The organism is Humibacter sp. (assembly GCF_035547335.1).
GTDB lineage: Bacteria > Actinomycetota > Actinomycetes > Actinomycetales > Microbacteriaceae > Humibacter.
On the sequence record NZ_DASZVF010000036.1, the window covers coordinates 38076 to 62230 of the forward strand.

Here is a 24155-nt window from a genome sequence, read left to right on the forward strand (position 1 = left end):
CTTCGGCTGGACGCCCTCGCTGCACCCGCCGCGTCGGCTTCGGTACGAGAAGGCGCCCAGCGCGACACGCGTCCGCGCCGGGCGCCTTCTCGGCCGGCGGCCGAAGAGGACCCTAGAACCAGAGTGCTAGCTCGCGGGCAGCGGACTCCGGAGAGTCGGAGCCGTGCACCAGGTTCTGCTGAACCGGCAGTCCCCAGTCCCTGGCCAAGTCGCCCCGGATCGTGCCGGGTGCCGCGGTCGTCGGGTCGGTCGCGCCCGCCAGCGAACGGAATCCCTCGATCACCCGGTTGCCTGCGACGCGGATCGCCACGATCGGCCCCGACTCCATGAACTCCACCAGCGGCTCGTAGAACGGCTTCCCCTGGTGCTCGGCGTAGTGCTGGGCGAGAAGCTCTCGGTCGGCCTCGACCAGCTTCAGGTCGACCAGCGCGTATCCCTTCGCCTCGATGCGGCGCAGGATCTCGCCGGTGAGTCCTCTCGCCACGCCGTCGGGCTTGACGAGCACGAGGGTCTCTTCGATGGTGGTCATTCCTTCTCCTTGCCTGTGGTGTCGGATCTCCTGGCGGACTCCGCTGGATGTGCCGGGGTCGGCCGGCCGTTCTCGTGTACCGGCCCGGTGGACGGGGACTGTGCAGTCGACGGCTGGGCGGACGGCGCCTGAGCGGACGACGACTCCGGGGACAGCTGCGCGCGAAGCGTCGCGTTCCTCCGATCGAGCCTGGCGCCGGCGATCATCGCGTACGCCCAGATCGCCGTGAAGATGGCGCCCACGATGAAGAGCATGCCGACGAGGAACCCGGATGCCACGACGACCAGCTGCACGAACCATCCGAGCCAATAGCCGACGCGGTATCGCAGAAGCCCGATGGCCACGATCATCAGCAGGATGAGCACCGCTCCCCCGCCGAGCGCCTGCAGCGGCGGAAGGGAGTGCAGGCCGAACACCACGAGCGCCCCGAGGAACACGACGACGAGCTCGAAGCCGAGCACGATGGCACCGAGGCTCTCCTGTGCCGAGCGCTCGCGCCGGGCGCGCGGCGAGCGGGAGGACGTGGGATCGCTCATTCGGTCTTCGCCTTCCAGTCGCGCTCCTGCGCGAGACCCAGCGCCTCGCCGATGAGCGCGATCGAGCCGGTCACGACGACGGCGCGCCGTGGATCGGATGCCGCCCAGTCGCGGGCCGCCTCGATCGCGTCGCCGAGCTCGTGATGGGCCTCGGCGTGCTCGTGCGTCCACTCCTCGACGCTGTCGGCGAGCTCGGCCGACGAGGTCGAGCGCTCGGAGTGCGACTGCGTCACGAAGATGCGAGCGGCGAGCGGCGCGAGAGCATCGACGATGCCGTGCGCGTCCTTGTCTCTGAGGATGCCCAGCACGAACGCGATCTCGTCGAAGTCGAAGAACTCGGGGAGCGCCTTCGCGAGCGTGAGCGCGCCGGCCGGGTTGTGCGCGGCATCCACCAGGATCGTCGGGTCGGTGCCGATGAGCTGCAGCCTGCCAGGCGACGTGACGGTCGCGAACGCCTCCTCGAGAAGCGGAACCCGCAGCGGCTCCGCTCCATCGCCGAGGAACGTCTCGACGGCAGCAACAGCCACTGCCGCGTTCTGAGCCTGGTGCGCCCCGTAGAGCGGCAGGAACAGATCGCTGTACGTGCCAGCGCGGCCCCGGATGGTGACGAGCTGGCCGCCGACGGCCACGGCGTCGTCCTGCACGTCGAACTCGACGGGCTGGAACGCGATCGACGCCTCGCGCAGTTCGGCGGCGCACACCAGCTCGCGCACGGCATCCTCGACCTGGGCCGCACTCACGACGGAGGCGGACGGCTTGATGATGCCGCTCTTCGTGCGCGCGATCTCGGCGATGGTCGAGCCCAGCCGCTCCGTGTGATCGAGCGAGATGGGCGTGAAGACCGCGACCTGGCCGTCGCCGACGTTCGTGGAGTCCCACTCGCCGCCCATGCCCACCTCGATCACGGCGACGTCGACGGGCGCGTCGGCGAAGCACGCGAAGGCGAGCACCGTGATGACCTCGAAGAACGTGAGCCGCTGCTCGCCTTGCTCGGCGAGCTCGGCATCCGCCAGCTGGATGTAGGGGGCGACGTCATCCCAGTTGCGCGCCAGCGCCTCGTCGCTGATCGGCTCGCCGTCGATCATGAACCGCTCGTTGAACCGCAGCAGATGCGGGCTGGTGAACAGCCCGACGCGAAGACCGTATGCCCGCAGGATGCTCTCGATGACCCGGCTCGTCGACGTCTTGCCGTTCGTGCCGGTCACATGGATGATCGGGTACGCCCGCTGCGGGTCGCCCAGTAGCTCGACCGCGCGCCTGGTCGGCGCCAGACGCGGTCGGGGGCTGCCCTCTCCTAGCCGGGTGAGCAGGGTCTCGTAGACGACGTCGGCCGCTTCGCGGAACTCGTCGTCGTCAGTCGCGTCGGTCATCGCACCTTCTCCAAGCTCACCAGCAGAGCAGAACCCGCGCCGACGGGCGTCGATTCCTCGGCCGCCGCCACATCGTCGTCGACATCGACATCGAGCTCGACGGCCAGCGTCTCCGAGCTCACCAGATCGGCGTGCGCGCGAACCGCGTCCGCGCCCGTTCGATCGAGAACCAGGCGCAACCGGATGCGATCGCTCACGTCGAGGCCTGCCTTCTTGCGGCTCTCCTGCACCACACGCACGGCGTCCCTGGCGAGGCCTTCCGCCTCGAGCGCCTCGTCGGTGCTGGTATCGAGCAGAACGAACCCGCCACCAGGCAACAGCGCCAACGCGCGCCCGGTCTCCTCGGCGTCCGCGGTCTCCAGCACGAGGTCGTACTCCCCGTCCTGCAGCTGGACGCCGCCGGCCGTGATGACGCCGTCGACGTCGCTCCAGTCGCCCTCCCGTGCAGCGCGGATCGCCGTCTGCACACTCTTGCCCAGGCGAGGACCCGCCACGCGCGCGTTGACCGTCAGGCGCTTGCTCACCCCGTACTCGGCGGGGCTGTCGTCCGTGAGTTCCACGAGTCGAACGGCCTTCACGTTCAACTCGTCGCGGAGGATGCCGTCGAACGGCCCGAGCGCCCCGGCCGCCTCGGTCACGACCGTGAGCTCGGCCAGCGGCAGACGCACCCGCAGTCCCGCGGCCTTGCGCAGCGACAAGGCGACGGAGCTCACCTCACGAACGCGGTCCATGGCGGAGACGAGCGCGTGGTCCGCCGGGAACCGTGCGGCATCCGGCCAGTCCGTGAGGTGCACGCTGCGCCCGCCGGTGAGCCCCTTCCAGATGCGCTCGGTGATGAGAGGCAACAGCGGCGCGGCGACGCGCGTCACGGTCTCCAGCACGGTGTAGAGCGTGTCGAACGCCTCCGCGTTGCCGCCGTCCGGCGTCACGCCCTCCCAGAACCTGTCGCGCGAGCGCCGCACATACCAGTTGGTGAGCACGTCGGCGAAGTCGCGGATCTTCGCGGCGGCGAGCGTGGAGTCCAGGTTCTCCAGGTCGCGGGTGACGGCATCCACGAGCTCGTTCGTCTTGGCGAGCAGGTAGCGGTCGAGCACATCCGTCGAGTCGGTGCGCCAGCTCGCCTCGTACCCGCACGCGTTCGCGTACAGGGAGAAGAAATACCAGGTGCTCCACAGCGGAAGGAGCGCCTCGCGCACCCCTTGCCTGATGCCCTCCTCCGTCACGATGAGGTTGCCGCCGCGCAGCACGGACGACGACATGAGGAACCAGCGCATGGCATCCGAGCCGTCCCGGTCGAACACCTCGGCGACGTCGGGGTAGTTGCGCAGCGATTTCGACATCTTCTGCCCGTCGCTGCCCAGCACGATGCCGTGGCTGACGACTCGAGAGAACGCCGGCCGGTCGAACAGCGCCGTGCCGAGCACATGCATGAGGTAGAACCAGCCGCGTGTCTGGCCGATGTACTCCACGATGAAGTCGGCCGGATTGTGCGCGTCGAACCATTCGCGGTTCTCGAACGGGTAGTGCACCTGCGCGTACGGCATCGAGCCGGAGTCGAACCACACGTCGAGCACGTCGGTGATGCGGCGCATCCTCGACCGTCCCGTCGGGTCGTCGGGGTTCGGCCTGGTCAGCTCGTCGATGTACGGCCGGTGCAAGTCGGGCTCCCCGTCGGCGTTCACGGGCAGCCGGCCGAAGTCGCGTTCGAGCTCGGCGAGCGAGCCGTAGACGTCCACGCGCGGATACGCGGGGTCGTCGCTCTTCCACACCGGGATCGGCGAGCCGAAGTACCTGTTGCGGCTGATCGACCAGTCGCGCGCGCCGGCCAGCCACTTTCCGAACTGGCCGTCCTTGACGTTGTCAGGCACCCACTCGATCTGCTGGTTGAGCTCGACCATGCGGTCGCGGAACTCCGGCACCCGCACGAACCAGCTCGAGACCGCCTTGTAGATGAGCGGGTTGCGGCAGCGCCAGCAGTGCGGATAGCTGTGCTCGTAGGATGCCTGCCGCAGCAGCCGTCCCATCGCCTTCAGCGACTGCGTGAGCGGCTTGTTCGCATCGAACACCTGCAGACCGGCGACATCGGACACCTCGGGAAGGAACCGGCCGCCCTCGTCCACCGAGATGACGACGGGAATGCCCGCTGCCGCGCAGACCCGCTGGTCGTCCTCACCGTAGGCGGGCGCCTGGTGGACGATGCCGGTGCCCTCCTCGGTGGAGACGTAGTCGTCGACCAGGATCTGCCAGGCGTTCTGCGTTCCGTACTTCTCGGCATCCGCGTAGTAGTCCCACAGCCGGTCGTACTTCACGCCGGCCAGCCCGGAGCCGGTCACCGTGCGGGAGACGGCAGCCATCGCCTCGTCGGCGGAGTCGTAGCCCAAGTCTTTCGCATACGAGCCGACGAGGTCGCGCGCCAGCAGGTACTCGGCGCCCAGCACGACGGACGCGTCACCGCCCTCGCGCTCCACCTCGGCATCCGGGGTGCCGTTCGGTCCTGCGGGAACCACCGCGTACTCGATCTGCGGGCCTACGGCGAGTGCGGCGTTCGTCGGGAGCGTCCACGGCGTGGTGGTCCAGGCGAGCGCGCGCACGGCGGTGAGGCCGAGCGCCTCGGCCTTCTCTCCCACCAGCGGGAACGTGACCGTCACCGTCTGGTCCTGACGCATCTTGTAGACGTCGTCATCCATGCGCAGCTCGTGGTTCGACAGCGGCGTCTGATCGCGCCAGCAGTACGGGAGCACGCGGTAGCCCTCGTAGGCCAGGCCCTTGTCGTACAGCTGCTTGAACGCCCAGATCACCGACTCCATGTAGCCGATGTCGAGCGTCTTGTAGTCGTTGTCGAAGTCGACCCAGCGTGCCTGGCGCGTCACGTAGTCGCGCCATTCCCGGGTGTACTTCAGCACCGAGGACCGCGCCGCCTCGTTGAAGGCGGCGATGCCCATCTTCTCGATCTGGCTCTTGTCGGTGATGCCCAGCTGCCGCTCGGCCTCCAGCTCGGCGGGCAGGCCGTGCGTGTCCCAGCCGAACCGGCGATGCACCTGCTTGCCGCGCATCGTCTGGAAGCGCGGGAAGACGTCCTTCGCGTAGCCGGTGAGGAGGTGACCGTAGTGCGGAAGTCCGTTGGCGAACGGCGGTCCGTCGTAGAACACCCACTCCTCGGAGCCTTCGCGCTGCTCGACGGATGCGCGGAACGTGTCGTCACGCTTCCAGAACGCGAGGATCTCCTCCTCGATCTGGGGGAACCGCGGAGACGGTGTGACCTGCTGCGCGGCGGCGGCCGAGGCGCCTGCGTCCCGGCGCTCGGCAGCCCGTGAGTCTTCAGATCGGGGGTACGTCATGCTTCTCCTGGCAGGTGAGGACTTCTGCGCGAGGACGCCGCCGAACGTTTCGAGACGTTGCGGGAGACGCGGTACCACCCCGTTTGCCGCACCCCGGCATCCGTCGGCGAGGCGCGACCACTCAATGTCAGGCTGTGACGGGCCCGCCCGCCCGGTTCTACTGGATGCTCCGGCCGTGCCGTCGCATCGTTCTTCCGGGGACTCCCCGGTGATGGCCGGATCGCAGTCGCTTCCGCCATTCTACAGGCGCTGCAAGCCGCCCCTGTATGGATAACCCCCGTTCGCTTTCGGGAACGGGCCGGATGGGATGCGACCCCTCGCGCGGCGACGCTGGAGGCATGCATCCATTCGCGTGCCGAACCCGACGGACACTCCGCCGCGCGTGCCGGCAGGCAGCATCCAGGAGGAGCCGATCATGAGCACACCTACAGCGGGCGGTCAGCCACTGCCCATCGCCTCGACCGGGCTCGGCATCGCACCGAGCGGGCCCGCGCCGACGGGGCCCGCACTGACGGAGCCCGTACCGGCGGAGACGCAGCAGACTGTCAGCATGACAGCGAGCACGCCCGGCATCGCTCCCTCGCCGAGCCGGTACGACCGGCCGGACGGGTTCTGGGCTTCGTACGGCAGGCTCTGGTCGCGAGCTCCCATCGAGGCCGGAGTCCTCTTCATCGCGTTCCCGCTCGCGGTGATCGCGATGTCGGTGCTGTGGTCGGTGTTCTCCACAGGACTCGGCCTGCTCGTGCTCATCGCCGGCTTCTTCCTCGTGCTGGCGGCGCTGTACGTGGCGCGCGGATACGGCACCCTGACGCTCACTCTCCTGGAGGCCGCCGGGCGTCCCCGCATCGCGAGGCCCGTGTGGGACCGCAAGGTGGGCACCGGGTTCCTCGGCAGGGTGTTCGGACCGTTCGCGAACGGGCACTACTGGCTGTACCTGCTGGACGCGATGGTCGTGCAGGTCGCGCTGACCACGGTGACCTGGGGCATCCTGATCACCTGGGCGTCCGTGGCGTTCGGCGGCGTCACGTACTGGATCTGGGCCGGATTCCTGCCGCGAGACGGGCAGGAGGTGTGGCTGTCTCAGGTGATCTGGGAGTGGGCGACGCACTCTTCTGCCACGTTCGACCCGCTGGCGGGCGACGTGGTGCTGTACGGCGTCACCGGTGTCATCTTCCTCTTCACGCTTCCGTTCGTCACCCGTGGCCTGATCAGCCTGCACTGGGTCGTGGCCAGGGGCTTCCTCGGGTCATGGCAGACCGACGCGCTCCGCCGCGAGGTCAGCGAGCTGTCCGAGTCCCGTGCGGCCGCCGTCGCCGCCGAGGACCGCGAGCTGCGCCGGCTCGAACGCGACATCCACGACGGACCCCAGCAGCAGCTGATCCGGTTGCGCATGGACATCGCGGCGGCGCAGCGCCGCCTGCGGGAGGACCCGGAAGCGACGAACCGGCTGCTCGATGAGGCGGGCACCCGTGCTCAGGACGCCCTGGACGAGCTGCGCGCGCTCTCCCGCGGATTCGCGCCGCCCATCCTGCAGGATCGCGGACTGGCCGCGGCACTCGAGTCGCTCGCCGCCCGCAGCGTCGTTCCCGTCACTGTCGTGAACCGCCTCGACGAGCTGCCTCCGTCCTCCAAGCCGACTGTGCCTTCCGAGGTGGAACGCAACCTGTACTTCGTTGCGGCCGAGCTGCTCACCAACGTGGCCAAGCACGCGAACGCGACCTCAGCGCGACTCGAGCTGGCCGTCGACGGCTCCTTCCTCGCTCTCGTGGTGGCTGACGACGGAACGGGTGGCGCGACCGAGAACGGTCATGGCCTGTCCGGCATCAGGGAACGCGTCACCGCCATGCGCGGAACCACCCAGCTGACCTCCGGGCCGAACGGCACGACGCTGAGGATCTCCGTGCCGTTATCGTGAGAGCGTGACCGCGCCTCTTCGTGTGCTGCTGGCCGACGACTCCGTTCTGCTCAGGGAGGGTCTCGTCCGGCTGCTCGAAGAGGCCGGTTTCGACCCCGTCGGCGCGTTCGGGGATGCGGACGCGCTTCTCGCGGCGGCGAGCACGACGGCCTTCGACGTGGCCGTGCTCGACGTGAGGATGCCTCCCACGTTCCGCGACGAGGGGGTGCGCGCGGCGCTCCGGCTGCACAGCGCGCATCCCTCGTGCGGCGTGCTGCTGCTCAGCCAGTACGTCGAGACGACGTACGCGCGAGAGCTGCTCGGCGGCGGGGCGGGCGGCATGGGCTATCTGCTGAAGGATCGCGTGGCGAGCCTGGACGAGCTCGCGGATGCCGTGACCCGCGTCGCGGCCGGCGGCACCGTGCTCGACCCGGAGGTGGTCGCCCAGCTGGTCGGGCGCAGGGCCGATCCGCTCTCCGCCCTCACGCCCCGTGAGCGCGAGACTCTCGAGCTCATGGCCGAGGGCCGCACGAACGCCGCCATCGCCGAGCGTCTGCACGTGGGAGTCGGCGCCGTGGAGAAGAACGTCACCTCGATCTTCGCCAAGCTCGGCCTCGAGGACTCGGGAGCGGATCGCCGGCGGGTTCTCGCCGTTCTGGCCTGGCTCGACCTCGCGGACTGACGGCCGGCACTGAGAGGTGGTGCACTGCGAGGTGGGGCACTGAAGGTTGCGCACCGACGGCCGGCCCTGAGAGGTGGTGCACAACTCCGGCGGCCGTACGCTGGAGGAAACATTCGCCCCCCGGCGGTGCACACGCACCACACTTGAAGCCCGTGACCGATTTCACAGCCATCGCAGCACGCAAGGCCGACCGCAACGCCTGGCGGGTGACCCTCGCCTCCGTCGTCGGCACCTCGCTCGAGTCCTACGACTTCTACGTCTTCAGCTACTTCAGCGCCCTGTTCAGCGCGTCCGTCTTCTTCCCCACCGAGGACCGGGTGGCGGGAACGCTCGCGGCCTTCCTCACGCTCGCCACGTCGTACTTCGTGCGCCCCATCGGCGCCATCGTGTTCGGGCACCTCGGAGACCGCATCGGGCGGCGCGCGACGCTCATCTGGACCATCGGCATCATGGGCGTCTCCACGGCCCTGATCGGACTGCTGCCCGGGTACGCGACCCTCGGCGTCGCCGCGCCCATCCTGCTCATCCTGCTGCGGATCATCCAGGGCATCTCGCTCGGCGGTGAATGGGGCGGCTCGATCCTCGTCGGCGTCGAGCACTCGACGGAGAAGCGTCGCGGCTTCTATGCCGCGCTCCCCCAGCTCGGCTCGCCGATCGGCACCATCGTCACGTCCGTGCTCTTCCTGGTGCTCAGCTCGACGATGCCGGGCGAGGCGCTCGCTTCGTGGGGCTGGCGCATCCCGTTCCTGCTCGCCCTTCCGCTGCTCGCGGTCTCGCTGTACCTGCGGCTCTCGATCGACGAGACTCCGGTGTTCTCGCATCTCGTGCAGGAGAAGCGACGCACCAGGCTGCCCGTTCTCGACGTGTTCCGTAGGCAGCCGGTCGCGCTCGTCGTGGCCGTGGGCGCCGCGCTTCTGGGCATCGGGTCGTACTCGCTGATGAACACGTACACCATCAGCTACGGCGTGAACGCGTTGCACTTCGACTACAACCAGCTGTTCGTGGCGACCACCATCGGCAGCCTGCTTCAGCTGGTCACCATCCCGCTGTTCGGACTCCTCGCCACGAGGATCGGTTCGGCCAGAGTCGTCTGGATCGGCGCGCTCACCACGCTGCTGATCGCGTTCCCGATGTACTACCTGCTGCAGTTCGCCACGTTCCCGATCCTCGTCGGAACGATGATCGTCGGCGGCATCTTCCCCACGCTGAGCTGGGCGGGCCTCGGCGGGCTCATGGCCGACATCTTCGGGCAGTCGATCAGGTACAGCGCCCTCTCGATCGCGTACGCGGTCGCCGCCGCGCTGTCCGGTCTCATCCCCCTTGTCACGGAGGCGTTCGGAGCCGCGACGCACAACGCCTGGTGGCACCCGGGGGTCGTGCTCGGGGTGCTGTCGGCCATCACGCTGGTCGCGGCGCTGGCGGCCGCCGGCATCGCCCGTCGCCGTCGCGAAGACGTCGCGGACACGGAGGACGTGCTCGAGTCCGAGGAAGCGGCCGAGCTCGCGGCAGCTGAGTAGGCAAACCGGGGCACCTGAGTAGGCGAACCTGCGGCAGCTGAGCAGGCGAACCACCTCAGCTGAATAACGGAACTTCGGCAGCGGAACGGCCCGAACTCGCGGCAGCGGAAACGCCGGGCCCGCGTCGGCGAACGCGCGCGTGAGCCCGCTGCAGAGCCCGTCGCCGGGAGCGTCCGCGTTCTCACGATAGAATCGGCACATCCCACACTCAGGCACCAGTTGACGCGGTGCCGCACATATCGACCCGGAGATCCGCCATGACCGACGCCGCGAAGCCCGACGCATCCACCGCACCCGGTGCCTTCGGCACGATCCCCGACAAGCCGGCACTCGAGGGTCTCGAGCAGGTGTGGGATGCGAGGTGGCGCGAGGCGGGCACGTATCACTTCGACCGAGAAGCGGCGCTTGCGGCCGGCCGGTCCGCGATCTACTCGGTCGACACTCCCCCGCCCACGGCATCCGGATCGCTGCACATCGGCCACGTCTTCAGCTACACGCACACCGACATCGCGGCGCGCTTCCAGCGCATGCGCGGCAAGCACGTGTTCTACCCGATGGGCTGGGACGACAACGGCCTGCCCACGGAGCGCCGGGTGCAGAACTACTACGGCGTGCGCTGCGACCCGTCTCTGCCGTATCAACCGGACTTCGTGCCGCCCTACGAGGGCGGTGACAACAAGAGCTCCCGTGCCGCGGACCAGAAGCCCATCTCGCGCCGCAACTTCATCGAGCTGTGCGCCAGGCTGACGATCGAAGACGAGAAGCAGTTCGAGGCGCTGTGGCGCGACCTCGGACTGTCCGTCGACTGGAAGCAGACCTACCGCACCATCGGAGACGAGTCGCTTTTCGTCTCCCAGCTCGCGTTCCTGCGCAACGTGGAGCGCGGCGAGGCGTATCAGGCGCTGGCTCCGACGCTGTGGGACGTGACGTTCCGCAGCGCGGTCGCGCAGGCGGAGCTCGAGGACAGGGACCAGCCGGGCGCGTTCCACACGCTGTCGTTCCACGGCGACGACGGCGAGGTCGTCATCGCGACGACGCGTCCCGAGCTGATCCCTGCGTGCGTAGCGCTCGTCGCGCATCCCAGCGACGAGCGGTACAAGCCGTTGTTCGGCAAGACCGTGCGCACCCCCGTGTTCGGCGTCGAGGTGCCCGTGCTGGCACATCATCTCGCCGAGCCCGACAAGGGCACCGGCATCGCCATGGTGTGCACGTTCGGCGACATTACGGATGTCACGTGGTGGCGCGAGCTCGACCTGCCGACGCGTCCCATCATCGGGTTCGACGGCCGCATCCTGAGCGACCCGCCCGAGGCGATCGCCTCGGACGAGGGCAAGGCCGCCTACGCGCAGCTCGCCGGCAAGACCGTGTTCTCGGCGAAGCAGGCGATGGTCGAGCTGCTCAAGGCGTCGGGCGACCTGCTCGAGGATCCGAAGCCGATCACGCATCCGGTGAAGTTCTATGAGAAGGGCGACCGCCCGCTCGAGATCGTGTCCACCCGCCAGTGGTACATCACCAACGGCGCCCGCGACCCGGAGCTCGCGGAGCGGCTCATCGAGCTCGGCAAGCAGATCGACTGGCATCCCGAGTTCATGCGGGTGCGCTTCGAGAACTGGGTCGGCGGCCTCTCGGGCGACTGGCTGGTGTCGCGCCAGCGGTTCTTCGGTGTGCCGATCCCTGTGTGGTACCCGGTGGACGAGCAGGGCGAGACCGACTTCGAAAACCCGATCCTGCCGGCACGAGAGCAGCTCCCCGTCGACCCGACCATCGACACCGCACCTGGCTACGACGAGTCGCAGCGCGGGAAGGCCGGCGGCTTCGTCGGAGAGACCGACATCCTGGACACATGGGCGACGTCATCGCTCACGCCGCAGATCGTCGGCGGCTGGGAACGCGACCCCGAGCTGTTCGAGGCCGTGTTCCCGTACGACCTGCGCCCGCAGGGTCAGGACATCATCCGCACCTGGCTGTTCTCAACGCTACTGCGTGCTCAGCTCGAAGACGGCGTCTCGCCGTGGTCGAACGCGGCCATCTCCGGCTTCATCGTCGACCCCGACCGCAAGAAGATGTCCAAGTCCAAGGGCAACGTGGTGACGCCCGCCGACATCCTCAGGCAGCACGGTTCGGATGCCGTGCGCTACTGGGCGGCATCCAGCAGGCTCGGCACCGACGCGGCCTTCGATCCGCAGAACCCGACCCAGATCAAGATCGGCCGCCGTCTCGCGATCAAGGTGCTCAACGCGGCGAAGTTCATCCTCGGGTTCCCGGAAGGCGAGTCGGAGGTGACCGAGGCGCTGGACCGCAGCATGCTCGCACAGCTCGCCGAGGTGGTCGCGGACGCCACCACCGCGCTGGAGGGCTACGACCACGCGAGAGCGCTGGAGACGACCGAACGGTTCTTCTGGACCTTCTGCGACGACTACCTGGAACTCGTGAAGGAGCGCGCGTACAGCGACGGTCCGGGCGCAGGCTCTGCGGCTGCCGCCCTGCGCATCGCGCTGTCGACGTTGCTGCGCCTCTTCGCTCCGTTCGTGCCGTTCGCCACCGAGGAGGCCTGGTCGTGGTTCCAGAGCGGCTCCGTGCACACGGCCGCGTGGCCGTCGGCCGATGAGGTGCGCACGGCGGCCGGTGACGCGACGCCGCTGGTGCTCACGGCCACCTCGGGAGTCCTGGTGGGCATCCGCGGTGCCAAGACGTCCGCCAAGGCCTCGCAGAAGGCTCCTGTCGCTCGCGCGGTCGTCACGGCGCCCGAAGACGAGCTCTCGGCCATCGAGCAGGCCGGGCACGACATCCGGGCGGTCGGGCGCATCGAGGTTCTCGATTTCGCGCCCGGCGAGCGTCTGAGCGTCGAGGTCGAGCTGGCGGACGAGAGCGTCGCGTAGCGGCGTAAACGCCCGGATACGGCCTAAGTTGTAGATCACAGTGCGCAATACCGCGATCGGCTTGTGCAGAGGGGGACTGATGGGAATCACGATTCGAGAGCCCGGCGAAGGGGACTTCTTCTCGTGGCTCGCGCTCTATGAGGACTACGCGGCGTTCTACGGACGAACGCTCACCGATCAGGGAGCCCTGCTCGTGTGGAGCTGGCTGACGGATGCCGCACACACCGAGCGCGGACTGGTCGCCGTGGACGACGAGGGCGCGCTGGTCGGCCTCGTGCACTTCCACGACGTTCCGCGTCCGCTGGACGGACGGCACGCCCTGCAGATCGACGACCTCTTCGTTCTCGAGGAGCAGAGGGAGCAGGGACACGGGCGCGCGCTGATCGAGGCGGTCGCCGCCGTCGGCGCCACGTCGGGGATCGACATCGTGGAGTGGATCGCGAAGCCTGCCGACACCGAGGTCAGGGGCTTCTACGACGAGATCGCCGACGCCTCGGAGGTGGTCGTCTACCGTCTGCGTCCCCAGGAGAGCTGAGGATGCAGCTGGGCACCAGGTGGCCGGTGGGCGGCACGGCCCCCGAGCAGCTCCCCTCGGTCGTGCTCTCCGCGGTGCGAGCCGTGGAGGACGAGCTCGAGGCACTCGACGTCGACGCCGCGACGTGGCGGTGGACGCTGACCTGGCTGGAGCACAAGCCCGTCGTGACGCTCGACGATGGGACCGTCATCCGGTACCACCCGGAGGAGGACACCGCGACGGTGTCCCAGCCCGACGAAGGCGACGAGCAGGAGTAGCCGTCCGAGGCCGCGTCAGGGAAGCAGCTGAGACCTCACGAGCGCCGACCGCATGGATGCCTCCTGCTCGACGACGGCCTGGCGCCGGTACAGCGCCTGCCTGGCATCCTCTCGGCGTGTCCGTCGCTCGCCCCACACCACCATCGCTCTCCCGACGCGGATGACGACGCGTTCGATGGCGAATCCGCGGGAGTGCACGGCCCCGATGGTGCTCACGATTTCTGCTCCTCTCCCCCGATGATGGGGAACGCGTTGAACTGCACTTGCACGGGCCGAGCTCCCGCCGGTGGTTCCCGATCGCGGAACGCGAGGATCGACTGGTCGAGCACCCGGTAGACCTCGACCGAGAGCCGCTCGAGCTCCTCCGCGGTCATCCGCAGGTTCGCCGTGGAAATGGTGGTCGCCTGCATCCAGGCGCGGGAGAGAACGTCGGTGCCGCGGGCCAGATAGTCGTCGAGCGCCTGTTCCTGGTTGCGCCGGAACTCCCGGTTCACCAGGTCGTACGCCTCACGGCCGGCCGGCGTGTCGCTCAGTTCCGTCGGATCCATGCTCAGACCGACGGGGGTGCGTCGCCACCACCGTTCCCGCGCGCTGCCCTTTCCCTCCACCTCGCGCACGAAGTCGTGCTTCGCGAGCTGACGGAGGTGGTAGCTCGTCGCCCCGCTGGACTCGCCGAGCCTCTCCCCCAGGCCACTCGCCGTCAGGGGACCGAACTTCGACAGCTCGTCCAGGATGCGCACGCGCAGCGGGTGCGCGATCACCTTCAGAGCCGCAAGGTCGACATGCCGGTCTGCCGCCTGCGCGGTCTCCCGTGCGCGAGGAGGAGTATCGATCCCGCGTTCTGTGGCGACGGCGTCGCCGAGAGCGTCGCTCTGCTCATCCATGCTTCAAGACTACATATGCAAAGATTGCTTTGCAACACATTCTTTGCAACTAACCTTTTGCAACGCCTTCTTTGCAACGAGTCCTTTGCGATCGGTGCTCCGCACCGGCAATGCTCATCCCTCTGGCTCGCCGCCGACGAGCCGACGCCCGGAGACTGAGGAAGTCCTGCTGGGGCCGCACCGTGGCTACTTGCGAGCGAGAACCTCCCCGTGCAGGAGCGAAAACCAGCCGTCCTGGGCGGATGACCACTCGCGCCACGCTGCGGCGATCGCTTTCAGGTCATCCAGATCGGCGTGTCCGGATTCGATCGCCCTGGCGGCGAAGTCGGACTCGGTGGCACGCTCTGCCCACGAGGAGCCCCACCACTCGCGCTCCTCCGGCGAGGAGAAGCACCACACCGACGCCGAGGCCGAGACGTGGTCGAACCCCGCCTGGTGGGCCCATGCCTTCAGACGCCGACCGGCGTGAGGCTCTCCCCCGCTGGCGTTCGCAGCCTCCACATACACGCGCAACCACTCGGAGATGCCGGGAAGCTCCGGATACCAGACCGTCGCTCCGTAATCCACGTCGCGCGCCGCCACGATGCCTCCCGGCTTGAGCACCCTGCGGAACTCTCGGAGAGCCGCCACGGGATCGACCAGATGCTGGAGCACCTGATGCGCGTGCACCACGTCGAACGACTCGTCCTCGAAGTCGAGGTGGTACGCGTCACCGGTGTGGAAGGACACGTTGTGCAGATCGTTGTCGTACGCGAGCCCATTGGCGTTCGCCACCACCTGCTCCGACGCGTCGATGCCGACGACGCGTCCAGGGCTCACCAGGCGCGCCAGGTCGAGCGTGATGGTGCCTGGCCCGCTTCCCACGTCGAGCACGTCCTGTCCGCTCTTCAGCTCGGGGATCAGGTAGGCGGCGGAGTTCTCCGCCGTCCGCCAGGAATGGGAACGCAGCACACTCTCGTGGTGCCCGTGCAGGTAACGCTCGTTGTCGTGGGATGCCATGCGCTCAGCCTAGGAAACGGCGCGCCCTAGGCTGAGAATTATGACGACGAACCCGTTGCTGACGCCGAGTCCCCTGCCTCACGGCCTGCCTGCCTTCGCTGAGATCCGCGACGAGCACTATCTGCCGGCCTTCCAGCAGGCCATGGCGGAACAGGGCCGCGAAGTCGCGGCCATCGCGGCGGAGCCTGCGGAGCCCGACTTCGAGAACACGTTCGTCGCGCTCGAACGATCGGGGCAGCTGCTGCGACGAGTGGCGGAGGTGTTCTACAACAAGAGCTCGGCCGACTCGAGCGACGCGATCAGTGCGATCGAGGAAGAGCTCGCCCCGATGCTCGCCGCCCACGAAGACGCCATCCGGCTCGATCCCGCACTCTATGCGCGTATCCAGGCGGTGCACTCCCGACTCGACTCGCTCGACCTCGACGCGGAGTCCCGCTACCTCGTAGAGCGCTACCACGAGGAGTTCACCCTTGCCGGCGCAGGCCTGGGCGAAGCGGAGAAGGAGCGGCTGCGGCAGCTCAACGCCGAGCTCTCCACCCTGTCGACCCGGTTCGAGAAGAACCTACTGGCCGACACGAACGACCTGGCCGTGCACCTCGAGGATGCCGCCGAGCTCGACGGCCTCACGCCGGCCGAGATCTCCGCGGCGGAGCAGGCCGCGCGCGAGCGCGGGCTGGAGGGCTACCTCGTCACACTGGTGCTTCCCACTGGCCACCCGTATCTCGCGAGGCTCACCGACCGTGCCGTGCGCGAGCGGATCATGCGCGCCTCGCGCGCGCGGGGCACGCGTGGCGGCGAGCACGATACCCGCGACCTGGTCCTGCAGATCACGGCACTGCGTGCCGAGCGGGCCCGTCTGCTCGGGTTCGAGAACCACGCCGCGTACGTCACGGCGTCGCAGACCGCGCGCACCCCGGATGCCGTCGCCGGGATGCTCGGACGCCTCGCGCCCGCGGCCGCCCGCAACGCCGCGGCGGAGAAGGCCGACCTGCAGGCCTCCGCAGGATTCGCGATCGAGCCGTGGGACTGGTCCTTCTACTCGGAGAAGGTCCGCGCGGCGAAGTACGACGTCGACACAGCGGCGATGCGTCCGTACTTCGAAGCGGAGCGGGTGCTGGTCGACGGCGTGTTCTTCGCGGCGAACCGGCTGTACGGCATCCGCTTCGAGGAGCGGCCGGAGCTGACGGCGTACCACCCGGACGCCCGCGTGTTCGAGGTGTTCGACGAGGACGGCACTGCCATCGGCCTCTACATCAACGATCTGTACACCCGCGATTCCAAGCGCGGCGGCGCCTGGATGAACGAGCTGGGCGAGCGCACGCTGCTGCTGGGCGGCTCGACCATCGTGGTGAACAACCTGAACGTGCCGAAGCCCGCGGAGGGCGAGCCCACCCTGCTCACGTACGACGAGGTCGGCACGCTGTTCCACGAGTTCGGGCACGCGCTGCACGGGCTCTTCGCGGTGACGCGGTATCCGAAGTTCGCAGGCACGAACGTGTTCCGCGACTTCGTCGAGTTCCCGAGCCAGGTGAATGAGATATGGCAGCTCTGGCCGGAGGTGCTCGACAACTACGCGAGGCACTACCAGACCGGCGAGCGGATGCCAGAGCGGCTCGTCGAGCGCATCCGCGCGTCAGAGGCGTTCAACCAGGGGTTCGCCACGAGCGAGTACCTCGCGGCGGCGATGCTCGATCAGGCGTGGCACCGCATCGACGCCGGCACCCGCGTCTCGTCGGTGGAGGACTTCGAGGCCCAGGCGCTCGAGGATGCCGGCCTGAACGATCCGGCGGTTCCGCCCAGGTACGCGAGCACGTACTTCGCGCACACGTTCTCGGGCGGATACGACGCCGGCTATTACTCGTACATCTGGAGCGAGGTGCTCGACGCGGACACCGTCGAGTGGTTCAAGGAGAACGGCGGACTCTCCCGCGAGGCGGGCGAGCGGTTCCGCCGGCGGCTGCTCGGGGTCGGCGGCTCCAAGGATCCGCTGGAGGCGTACCGCGACTTCCGGGGGCGGGATGCCGCGATCGAGCCGCTGCTGAGGCGCCGGGGCCTGGACTGAGGGGCACGACCGGAAGCTCCGGCGCCGGCGCGCGGCGGCATCCGGCCAATGTTGCGCGCCGTGACGGCGCGAGGTGCGTGGCCGCGGCGCATTTCGTACGGTGATCGGGTCCTCCTCACGGCGGCGGCCCCATCACCGGATAGGAAGAAGCCCATGGCACACCTCCCCGAACTCGACCACACCGCCTCCTGCGCGTGCGAGTCGGGCGCGATGTGCGCGGACACCCGGCCCGGACACGGCCTGCACGCGCTGCAGCTTCGGCTCGCTGCCGCGACCCCGTCGCGCTGGGACGATGCCGTCGTCGTCGGAGTGCACGATGGCTGGGTGGATGCCGTGACTCTCGACGGCGCGACGCTGTCGCTGTGGAACCACGGGGACCTCGCCGAGGTCGTGACCCCGGGCGAGCCGGTCGCCGTGCACTCGATCTACAACGTGCTCAGCGCAGGTGCCCGACGCTTCAACGTGCTCGCGCGCGCGGCCTGATCCTCACGCGCGAGGGCCAGACCCGGCTCGACGGCGAGCGGCCCGACGGCGAGCGGCCCGACGGCATCATCGCGAGCCGGCGGCCACGGATGACGACGTCGGGCGACCGCACCGGGTCGAGCTTCAGGCCGCCTCCGACTCGCGCATCATCTCGAGCACGGCCTGGCAGGCCTTGACGCAGGCGTCGCACGCCATGGCGCACATGCGGCACGTCTCGCTCATCTCCGCGTGATTGCCGCACTCGTCGGAGCAGGCCGAGCACATCGCGATGCACGCGGCGAGCATGGCCTTCATCGCCGCCATGTCGAAGCCACTGGGGCGCATCATCATGCGCATCATCGTGTTGCAGACGTCGGCGCAGTCCATGCACATCGACGCGCACTTGATCATGCCGTCGGCCATCGCGTTGTCCGCGCACATCGTGCACGCCTGCTCGCACGCCGAACACGCCTCGATGCACTCCTGCATCGTCATCGGGTCTATCGCCGGCATGCCGATCGCGTCCATCGACATGTTCTGCATCATCTCGGCCGTCATGTTCGTGTCCATCGAAGCCCCCGCTCCGTCATCGCACCGGTGTGGTATCGCCTCATCCGATACCACGGCGATGCTACGCGCCGCCGACGCCGGGTGCCACGGCTTGACCGCACCGCTGACGGCCGGTGCGAACGTGCGCGGGCACCATGGCGTGCGCGAGTACGACGCTGCGGCGGATACGCCCGGATGCCGGCCCGGGACGCCGCGAGGCGTCAGGCGGACTTCTCTTCGCGCCGGGTGCGACGATGCGGAACGATCGTGGGCGCCGCGTTGTCGAGCACGGCCTCGCGCGTCACGACGACGCGCGCGACCTCTTCGCTCGACGGCACCTCGAACATGATGGGTCCGAGCACCTCTTCGAGGATGGCGCGAAGGCCGCGGGCACCGGTCTGCCGCAGAACGGCGAGGTCGGCGATGGCATCCAGCGCCGCGGCGTCGAACTCGAGCTCGACGCCGTCGAGCTCGAACATGCGCTGGTACTGCTTGACGAGCGCGTTCTTCGGCTCGGTGAGGATCTGGATGAGCGCTTCGCGATCGAGCTGAGCGACAGTGGTGACGACGGGAAGACGTCCGATGAACTCCGGGATGAGCCCGAACTTGTGCAGGTCTTCCGGCAGCACCTCGCTGAACAGGTTCACGTCGTCGCCCTTGCTGTGCAGTGGGGCGCCGAAGCCGATGCCCTTCTTGCCTGCACGCGCGGAGATGATGTCCTCGAGGCCGGCGAACGCACCGGCCACGATGAACAGCACGTTCGTCGTGTCGATCTGGATGAACTCCTGATGCGGATGCTTGCGCCCGCCCTGCGGAGGCACCGACGCGACGGTTCCCTCCAGGATCTTGAGCAGCGCCTGCTGCACGCCCTCACCCGAGACGTCGCGGGTGATCGACGGGTTCTCGGCCTTGCGGGCGATCTTGTCGACCTCGTCGATGTAGATGATGCCCGTCTCGGCACGCTTGACGTCGTAGTCGGCGGCCTGGATGAGCTTGAGCAGGATGTTCTCCACATCCTCGCCGACATAGCCTGCCTCGGTGAGCGCCGTGGCATCGGCGAACGCGAACGGCACGTTCAGCCGCTTCGCCAGCGTCTGCGCCAGATACGTCTTTCCGCATCCCGTCGGTCCGATGAGCAGGATATTCGACTTCGCGATCTCGATCTCGTCCCCGACGGATTCAGCGGGACCGAGCGTCGTGCGTGCCCGCACCCGCTTGTAGTGATTGTAGACCGCGACCGAGAGCGCCTTCTTCGCCGGCTCCTGGCCGATGACGTACTCCTCCAGGAACGCGAAGATCTCCTTCGGCTTCGGGAGGTCGAACTGGCCGGTGCTCTCCTCGCCGGATTCGGCCATGCGCTCTTCGATGATCTCGTTGCACAGCTCGACGCATTCGTCGCAGATGTACACGCCGGGGCCCGCGATGAGCTGCTGGACCTGCTTCTGGCTCTTTCCACAGAACGAGCACTTGAGCAGATCGGCGCTTTCTCCGATGCGAGCCATGGAACCTCCCGAGTGGGCCGCTTCTTACGAGCCTAACCTGTGGTGCCGACAATGGCCGGTAGCTGTCTGTCGGGTGTGGCAATCCGATGCCGGGAGCGCAAAGCGGCGGAGGACTGGCGTGTTCCTCCGCCGCTTTCGCCGTCGTCCGCCTACTTCGCGGTGAGCGCGGGGAGGCTCTTGCGGCTGGTCAGCACCTGGTCGATGAGCCCGTACTCGCGGGCCTCCTCGGCCGACAGGATCTTGTCGCGGTCGATGTCCTTGTTGACCTGCGCGATGTCCTTGCCCGTGTGCTTGGCGAGGGTCTCCTCGAGCCACGTGCGCATACGCATGATCTCGTTCGCCTGGATCTCGATGTCGGACGCCTGCCCCTGGCCGGCCTCGCCAACGGCGGGCTGGTGGATCAGGATGCGAGCATTCGGCAGTGCGAGCCGCTTGCCCGGGGTTCCTGCGGCCGTGAGCACGGCGGCGGCGGACGCCGCCTGGCCGAGCACCACGGTCTGGATCTGCGGACGGATGTACTGCATCGTGTCGTAGATCGCCGTCATGGCTGTGAACGAGCCGCCGGGCGAGTTGATGTACATGACGATGTCGCGGTCGGGATCCTGGCTCTCGAGCACGAGCAACTGGGCCATGATGTCGTCTGCCGACGCGTCGTCGACCTGCACTCCGAGGAAGATGATGCGGTCTTCGAACAGCTTCGCGTAGGGGTCCTGACGCTTGTAGCCGTATGCCGTGCGCTCCTCGAAGCTGGGCAGGATGTAGCGCGCGCCCGGCATGGCGATGCGCGGTGCGCCGCCGGCCAGACCGGAGAAGTTCGGGGTTTCCATCTGTTTCGTGTCCTTCGCTCTCTCGCCTACTCCTGGGTCCCGCCGCCGCCGACGACGTCGGTCGCCGACTCGCGGATGTGATCCACGAACCCGTACTCCAGCGCCTCCTGGGCGTTGAACCAGCGGTCGCGGTCGCCGTCGGCGTTGATCTGCTCGACGGTCTTGCCGGTCTGGGCCGCCGTGATCTCGGCGAGCCGCCTCTTCATGTCGAGGATGAGCTGCGCCTGCGTCTGGATGTCGCTGGCCGTTCCGCCGAAACCACCGTGCGGCTGGTGAAGCAGCACGCGCGCGTTCGGCGTGATGTAGCGCTTGCCCTTGGTTCCCGCAGTGAGCAGAAGCTGTCCCATCGAAGCCGCCATGCCGATGCCCACCGTCACGATGTCGTTCGGAACGAACTGCATGGTGTCGTAGATGGCCATGCCCGCGGTGATCGAGCCACCTGGCGAGTTGATGTACAGGTAGATGTCGCGCTTGGGGTCTTCGGCCGCCAGGAGCAGCAGTTTCGCCGCGATCTCGTTGGCGTTGTCGTCGCGCACCTCCGAACCGAGCCAGATGATGCGGTCCTTCAGCAGTCGGTCAAAAACACTGGGTTGCAGTGTCGGTTCGGCCATGAACGTGCTCCTTCTTCTTACGTGGTCTCGAATCTATCGAAGCGGTCGCACCGGCACGGCTCTGTTCGCCGTCGGCAGAGCCGTGCGCGTCCGGCCCCTGCTGCGCCCACGTCTCAGTACGTGATTTCTCTGGCGTACGCCGCCACGGACCTCGTGTAGAGCGGAAGGTGCGGCGCGAGCGCGGTCAGAGCTATGGATGCTGCGCGCCGGGAATCGCCGCTCGTCACCAGCGCGAGGGAGTAGAACGCGGCGACGGCGTCGCGGTAGGGGGAGGTGGGGTGGTTCGCGTACTCGTCGCCGAGCATCCACACGGCCTCGTGCACTCGGCCGAGGTTGCGGAGCGTGCTCGCCAGTTGCACGACCGCGCGCACCCGGTGATCGTCGTCCAGCCCCAGTTGCAGCGCGCGTCGGTACAGCGGCTCCGCCTCCTCTTCCCTACCGGCGGAATCCCGCGCACCTGCTCGATGGAACAGCGCCACGGCGTTGTCGCCCCACACGGCCGCCAGCCGGTCGATCTGCTCGATGCGCTCCGCATCGCTCAGTTCTTCGTCTGCCCACACGGCGTCGAACTGCTTGTCCCAGTCGGTCACCGACATCCTCCGCTCGGTCGTTCTCGTCGTGATCAGCGGACACGGCCGGGTGAAGGCTGCTGCGCCGATGAGAAAGGGGGCGGATGCGACCCATCCACCCCCTTCGAGCGACTCTAGTGCGACCGGGCCTACGCCTTCTTGCCCGACTTCTTCTTGGGCTTCTCGTCGGCGTCCGACTCGGCGCCCGCGTCGGCGGCGCCCTCGGCGTCCTGCTCATCGGCCGCCTCGGATGCTGCGTCCGGCTCGTCTCCGTCGCCGCCGATCTCGCTCACCGCTGCGAAGTCGGAGAGGTCGACGGGGTTGCCGTTGCTGTCCTTCACGACGGCGCGACCGAGCAGTACGGCGATGGTCTTGTTGCGGGCGACCTCACCGAGCATCTGCTGGAGCTGGCCGTTCTCGCCGAGAATCTGCACGAACTCGTTCGGGTCCATGCCGTACTGCGCCGCGGCCTGCACCAGGTAGTTGCTCAGCTCGTCCTGGCTGACCTGCACGTTCTCCTTCTGCGCGATCTCGTCGAGCAGAACCTGCGTGCGGAACGCCTTCTCGCTGGCTTCCTTCACCTCGGCGCGGTGCACGTCGTCCTCGAGCCGGTTCTCGGCCTCGAGGTGGCGGTGCACCTCGTCTTCGACGAGCCCGTCGGGAACGGGGATGTCGGTGAGCTCGAGCAGGCGGTCGACGAGAAGCGTGCGCGCCTCGCTGCCCTGGCTGAACGTCTTGCTGCGGGCCGCTTCGCCGCGCAGGCTGTCGCGCAGCTCGGCGATGGTGTCGAACTCGCTGGAGATCTGCGCAAAGTCGTCGTCGGCATCCGGGAGCTCGCGCTCCTTGACGGCGTTGAGCGTGACCGTGATCTCGGCGTCCTCGCCCTCGTGGTCGCCGCCCAGGAGCTTCGACGTGAACGTGGTGGTCTCGCCTGCGGAGAGGCTGTCGAGCGCCTCGTCGATGCCCTCGACGAGCTCGCCGGAGCCGATCTCGTACGAGACGTTGCTCGCCGTGTCCACCTGCTCGTCGCCGATGGTGGCGACGAGGTCGAGCTGAGCGAAGTCGCCCTTCTTCGCGGGACGATCGACCGTCACGAGCGTTCCGAACCGGCTGCGCAGACGCTCGAACTCGGCGTCGACATCCTCGTCGGTGACCTCTGCCGCGTCGACGGTGAGCTCGATGCCGTCGTACTCGGGCAGCGTGATCTCCGGGCGCACGTCCACCTCGATCGCGACCACGAGGTCGCCCGAGTAGTCCTTCTCGCTCGGCCACTCGGTGATGTCCGCCTCCGGACGGCCGACCGGCTTGACGTCGTTCTCCTCGACCGCCGTGCGGTAGAAGTTCTCGAGTCCCTCGTTGACCGCGTGCTCGAGAACGGCGGCCTTGCCGACCCGCTGGTCGATGATGGGCGGCGGAACCTTGCCCTTGCGGAAGCCGGGGATGTTCACCTCGGCGGCGATGTGCTCGTAAGCGTGCTTGATGCTGGGCTGCAGCTCGTCCGGGGTCACTGCGATGGTGAGCTTCGCGCGCGTCGGGCTCAGCTTCTCGACCGTGGTCTTCACGTGGGAGATCTCCTGTGTTCGAAAGTGATTCGGTCAGAGTCGACCTTGTCGGGGCGACAGGATTCGAACCTGCGGCCTCCCGCTCCCAAAGCGGGCGCTCTAGCCAAGCTGAGCTACGCCCCGGATCGTGGTGACCCGTGAGGTGCGACCGGCCGGGCATGCGCCGGAGCGCTCAGCAAGCCGAAATGACCTCGCACAGTCTAGCGAACAAAGAGGGATGCCCGTTCCGCGGCGGTTCCGACCCCCCGGCCGGCATGCATTACACTTGCACAGCGGCGCACCGTGGTGCTCCCCGGGGATGTAGCTCAATGGTAGAGCCTCAGTCTTCCAAACTGATGGTGCGGGTTCGATTCCCGTCATCCCCTCCATACGAGAGAACCCCTGTACCCAGGGTTGCTGCGAGGCGTCTACCTCTCGAGCGCTACTGCGGCCGTTCGTGCCACCCGAGTGCCATGAGCACCGTCGGGTGATGCCGCCCAAAGGCATCCCTGCCAGCCGCGACGATCCTCCGCGCTGCCATCCGGCGTGCTGGTCGGTGAGTACGACCGTCGTCGAGCGGTGCCCGGGCGGCTGCGTAAGCTCGCGGGTCGT

Annotated in this window: 21 protein-coding genes and 2 tRNA genes; 9 read left to right on the top strand and 14 right to left on the bottom strand. The window is 68.2% G+C overall.

Annotation, left to right across the window (positions count from 1 at the left end):
• Positions 1-112 precede the first annotated feature (112 nt).
• From ndk to ileS, 4 genes are read right to left on the bottom strand one after another with little or no spacing between them, the layout of a single operon-like run.
• Positions 113-529 carry a nucleoside-diphosphate kinase gene (ndk, locus tag VHB92_RS08020; RefSeq protein ID WP_325453101.1) on the bottom strand — a complete coding sequence of 139 codons (417 nt, stop codon included), beginning with the start codon at positions 527-529 and terminating at the stop codon, positions 113-115.
• On the bottom strand, positions 526-1065 hold the full coding sequence (locus VHB92_RS08025; protein ID WP_325453104.1) for a DUF4233 domain-containing protein: 540 nt from the start codon (positions 1063-1065) through the stop codon (positions 526-528). Before VHB92_RS08025 ends, ndk begins: the two co-directional genes overlap by 4 nt.
• A complete protein-coding gene (locus VHB92_RS08030; RefSeq protein ID WP_325453106.1) occupies positions 1062-2435 on the bottom strand; it encodes a folylpolyglutamate synthase/dihydrofolate synthase family protein in 1374 nt (457 codons plus the stop codon). The genes VHB92_RS08025 and VHB92_RS08030 overlap by 4 nt, the downstream gene beginning before the upstream one ends.
• Positions 2432-5773 (bottom strand): isoleucine--tRNA ligase, encoded by a 3342-nt coding sequence (gene ileS, locus VHB92_RS08035; RefSeq protein ID WP_325453108.1) that lies wholly within the window; start codon positions 5771-5773, stop codon positions 2432-2434. The genes VHB92_RS08030 and ileS overlap by 4 nt, the downstream gene beginning before the upstream one ends.
• A gap of 415 nt (positions 5774-6188) precedes the next feature.
• Here ileS and VHB92_RS08040 point away from each other — a divergent pair, with 415 nt between their 5' ends.
• From VHB92_RS08040 to VHB92_RS08065, 6 genes are all read left to right on the top strand, one after another.
• Positions 6189-7688: a sensor histidine kinase gene (locus tag VHB92_RS08040; protein ID WP_325453110.1), complete on the top strand. Its 1500-nt coding sequence runs from the start codon at positions 6189-6191 to the stop codon at positions 7686-7688.
• Between the two features lie 4 nt (positions 7689-7692).
• A complete protein-coding gene (locus VHB92_RS08045; protein ID WP_325453112.1) occupies positions 7693-8349 on the top strand; it encodes a response regulator transcription factor in 657 nt (218 codons plus the stop codon).
• A 152-nt stretch (positions 8350-8501) separates the two neighbouring features.
• Positions 8502-9866 (top strand): MFS transporter, encoded by a 1365-nt coding sequence (locus VHB92_RS08050; RefSeq protein WP_325453114.1) that lies wholly within the window; start codon positions 8502-8504, stop codon positions 9864-9866.
• 257 nt (positions 9867-10123) lie between these two features.
• Complete coding sequence (gene valS, locus VHB92_RS08055) at positions 10124-12745, top strand: valine--tRNA ligase (protein ID WP_325453117.1); 2622 nt, start codon at positions 10124-10126, stop codon at positions 12743-12745.
• A gap of 79 nt (positions 12746-12824) precedes the next feature.
• Positions 12825-13280, top strand: coding sequence for a GNAT family N-acetyltransferase (locus tag VHB92_RS08060; protein WP_325453119.1), 456 nt, complete (start codon positions 12825-12827; stop codon positions 13278-13280).
• 2 nt (positions 13281-13282) lie between these two features.
• Positions 13283-13537, top strand: a complete 255-nt coding sequence (locus VHB92_RS08065) for a hypothetical protein (RefSeq protein WP_325453122.1) — start codon at positions 13283-13285, stop codon at positions 13535-13537.
• Positions 13538-13552: 15 nt separating this feature from the next.
• Here the strand turns inward: VHB92_RS08065 and VHB92_RS08070 are convergent, their stop codons facing one another.
• The 3 genes from VHB92_RS08070 to VHB92_RS08080 form a co-directional block, all read right to left on the bottom strand.
• The gene (locus VHB92_RS08070; RefSeq protein WP_325453124.1) at positions 13553-13753 is read right to left on the bottom strand and encodes a hypothetical protein; all 201 of its coding nucleotides are present in this window, start codon (positions 13751-13753) and stop codon (positions 13553-13555) included.
• On the bottom strand, positions 13750-14421 hold the full coding sequence (locus VHB92_RS08075; protein ID WP_325453126.1) for a helix-turn-helix domain-containing protein: 672 nt from the start codon (positions 14419-14421) through the stop codon (positions 13750-13752). The genes VHB92_RS08070 and VHB92_RS08075 overlap by 4 nt, the downstream gene beginning before the upstream one ends.
• Before the next feature lie 186 nt (positions 14422-14607).
• Entirely contained in the window at positions 14608-15420 is an 813-nt protein-coding gene (locus VHB92_RS08080) for a methyltransferase domain-containing protein (protein WP_325453129.1), read from the bottom strand.
• A gap of 40 nt (positions 15421-15460) precedes the next feature.
• On the opposite strand from VHB92_RS08080, the gene VHB92_RS08085 reads away from it, so the two are divergent.
• Both VHB92_RS08085 and VHB92_RS08090 read left to right on the top strand, forming a co-directional pair.
• On the top strand, positions 15461-17482 hold the full coding sequence (locus tag VHB92_RS08085) for a M3 family metallopeptidase (protein WP_325453132.1): 2022 nt from the start codon (positions 15461-15463) through the stop codon (positions 17480-17482).
• A 153-nt stretch (positions 17483-17635) separates the two neighbouring features.
• Positions 17636-17965 (top strand): hypothetical protein, encoded by a 330-nt coding sequence (locus VHB92_RS08090; protein ID WP_325453134.1) that lies wholly within the window; start codon positions 17636-17638, stop codon positions 17963-17965.
• 123 nt (positions 17966-18088) lie between these two features.
• On the opposite strand, the gene VHB92_RS08095 is transcribed toward VHB92_RS08090, so the two are convergent.
• From VHB92_RS08095 to VHB92_RS08125, 7 genes are all read right to left on the bottom strand, one after another.
• Positions 18089-18472, bottom strand: a complete 384-nt coding sequence (locus tag VHB92_RS08095; RefSeq protein WP_325453136.1) for a four-helix bundle copper-binding protein — start codon at positions 18470-18472, stop codon at positions 18089-18091.
• 242 nt (positions 18473-18714) lie between these two features.
• Positions 18715-19995: an ATP-dependent Clp protease ATP-binding subunit ClpX gene (clpX, locus tag VHB92_RS08100; RefSeq protein WP_325453139.1), complete on the bottom strand. Its 1281-nt coding sequence runs from the start codon at positions 19993-19995 to the stop codon at positions 18715-18717.
• A gap of 149 nt (positions 19996-20144) precedes the next feature.
• Positions 20145-20822 (bottom strand): ATP-dependent Clp protease proteolytic subunit, encoded by a 678-nt coding sequence (locus tag VHB92_RS08105; protein WP_325453142.1) that lies wholly within the window; start codon positions 20820-20822, stop codon positions 20145-20147.
• A gap of 26 nt (positions 20823-20848) precedes the next feature.
• Positions 20849-21433 (bottom strand): ATP-dependent Clp protease proteolytic subunit, encoded by a 585-nt coding sequence (locus VHB92_RS08110; protein ID WP_325453144.1) that lies wholly within the window; start codon positions 21431-21433, stop codon positions 20849-20851.
• 113 nt (positions 21434-21546) lie between these two features.
• Positions 21547-22023: a tetratricopeptide repeat protein gene (locus VHB92_RS08115; protein WP_325453146.1), complete on the bottom strand. Its 477-nt coding sequence runs from the start codon at positions 22021-22023 to the stop codon at positions 21547-21549.
• Between the two features lie 128 nt (positions 22024-22151).
• A complete protein-coding gene (gene tig / locus VHB92_RS08120) occupies positions 22152-23564 on the bottom strand; it encodes a trigger factor (RefSeq protein WP_325453148.1) in 1413 nt (470 codons plus the stop codon).
• Between the two features lie 48 nt (positions 23565-23612).
• Positions 23613-23687: transfer RNA gene (locus tag VHB92_RS08125), tRNA-Pro, on the bottom strand.
• Positions 23688-23858: 171 nt separating this feature from the next.
• Between VHB92_RS08125 and VHB92_RS08130 the strand changes: the two genes are divergently transcribed.
• A tRNA-Gly gene (locus VHB92_RS08130) sits at positions 23859-23932 on the top strand.
• The last annotated feature ends 223 nt before the right edge of the window (positions 23933-24155 follow it).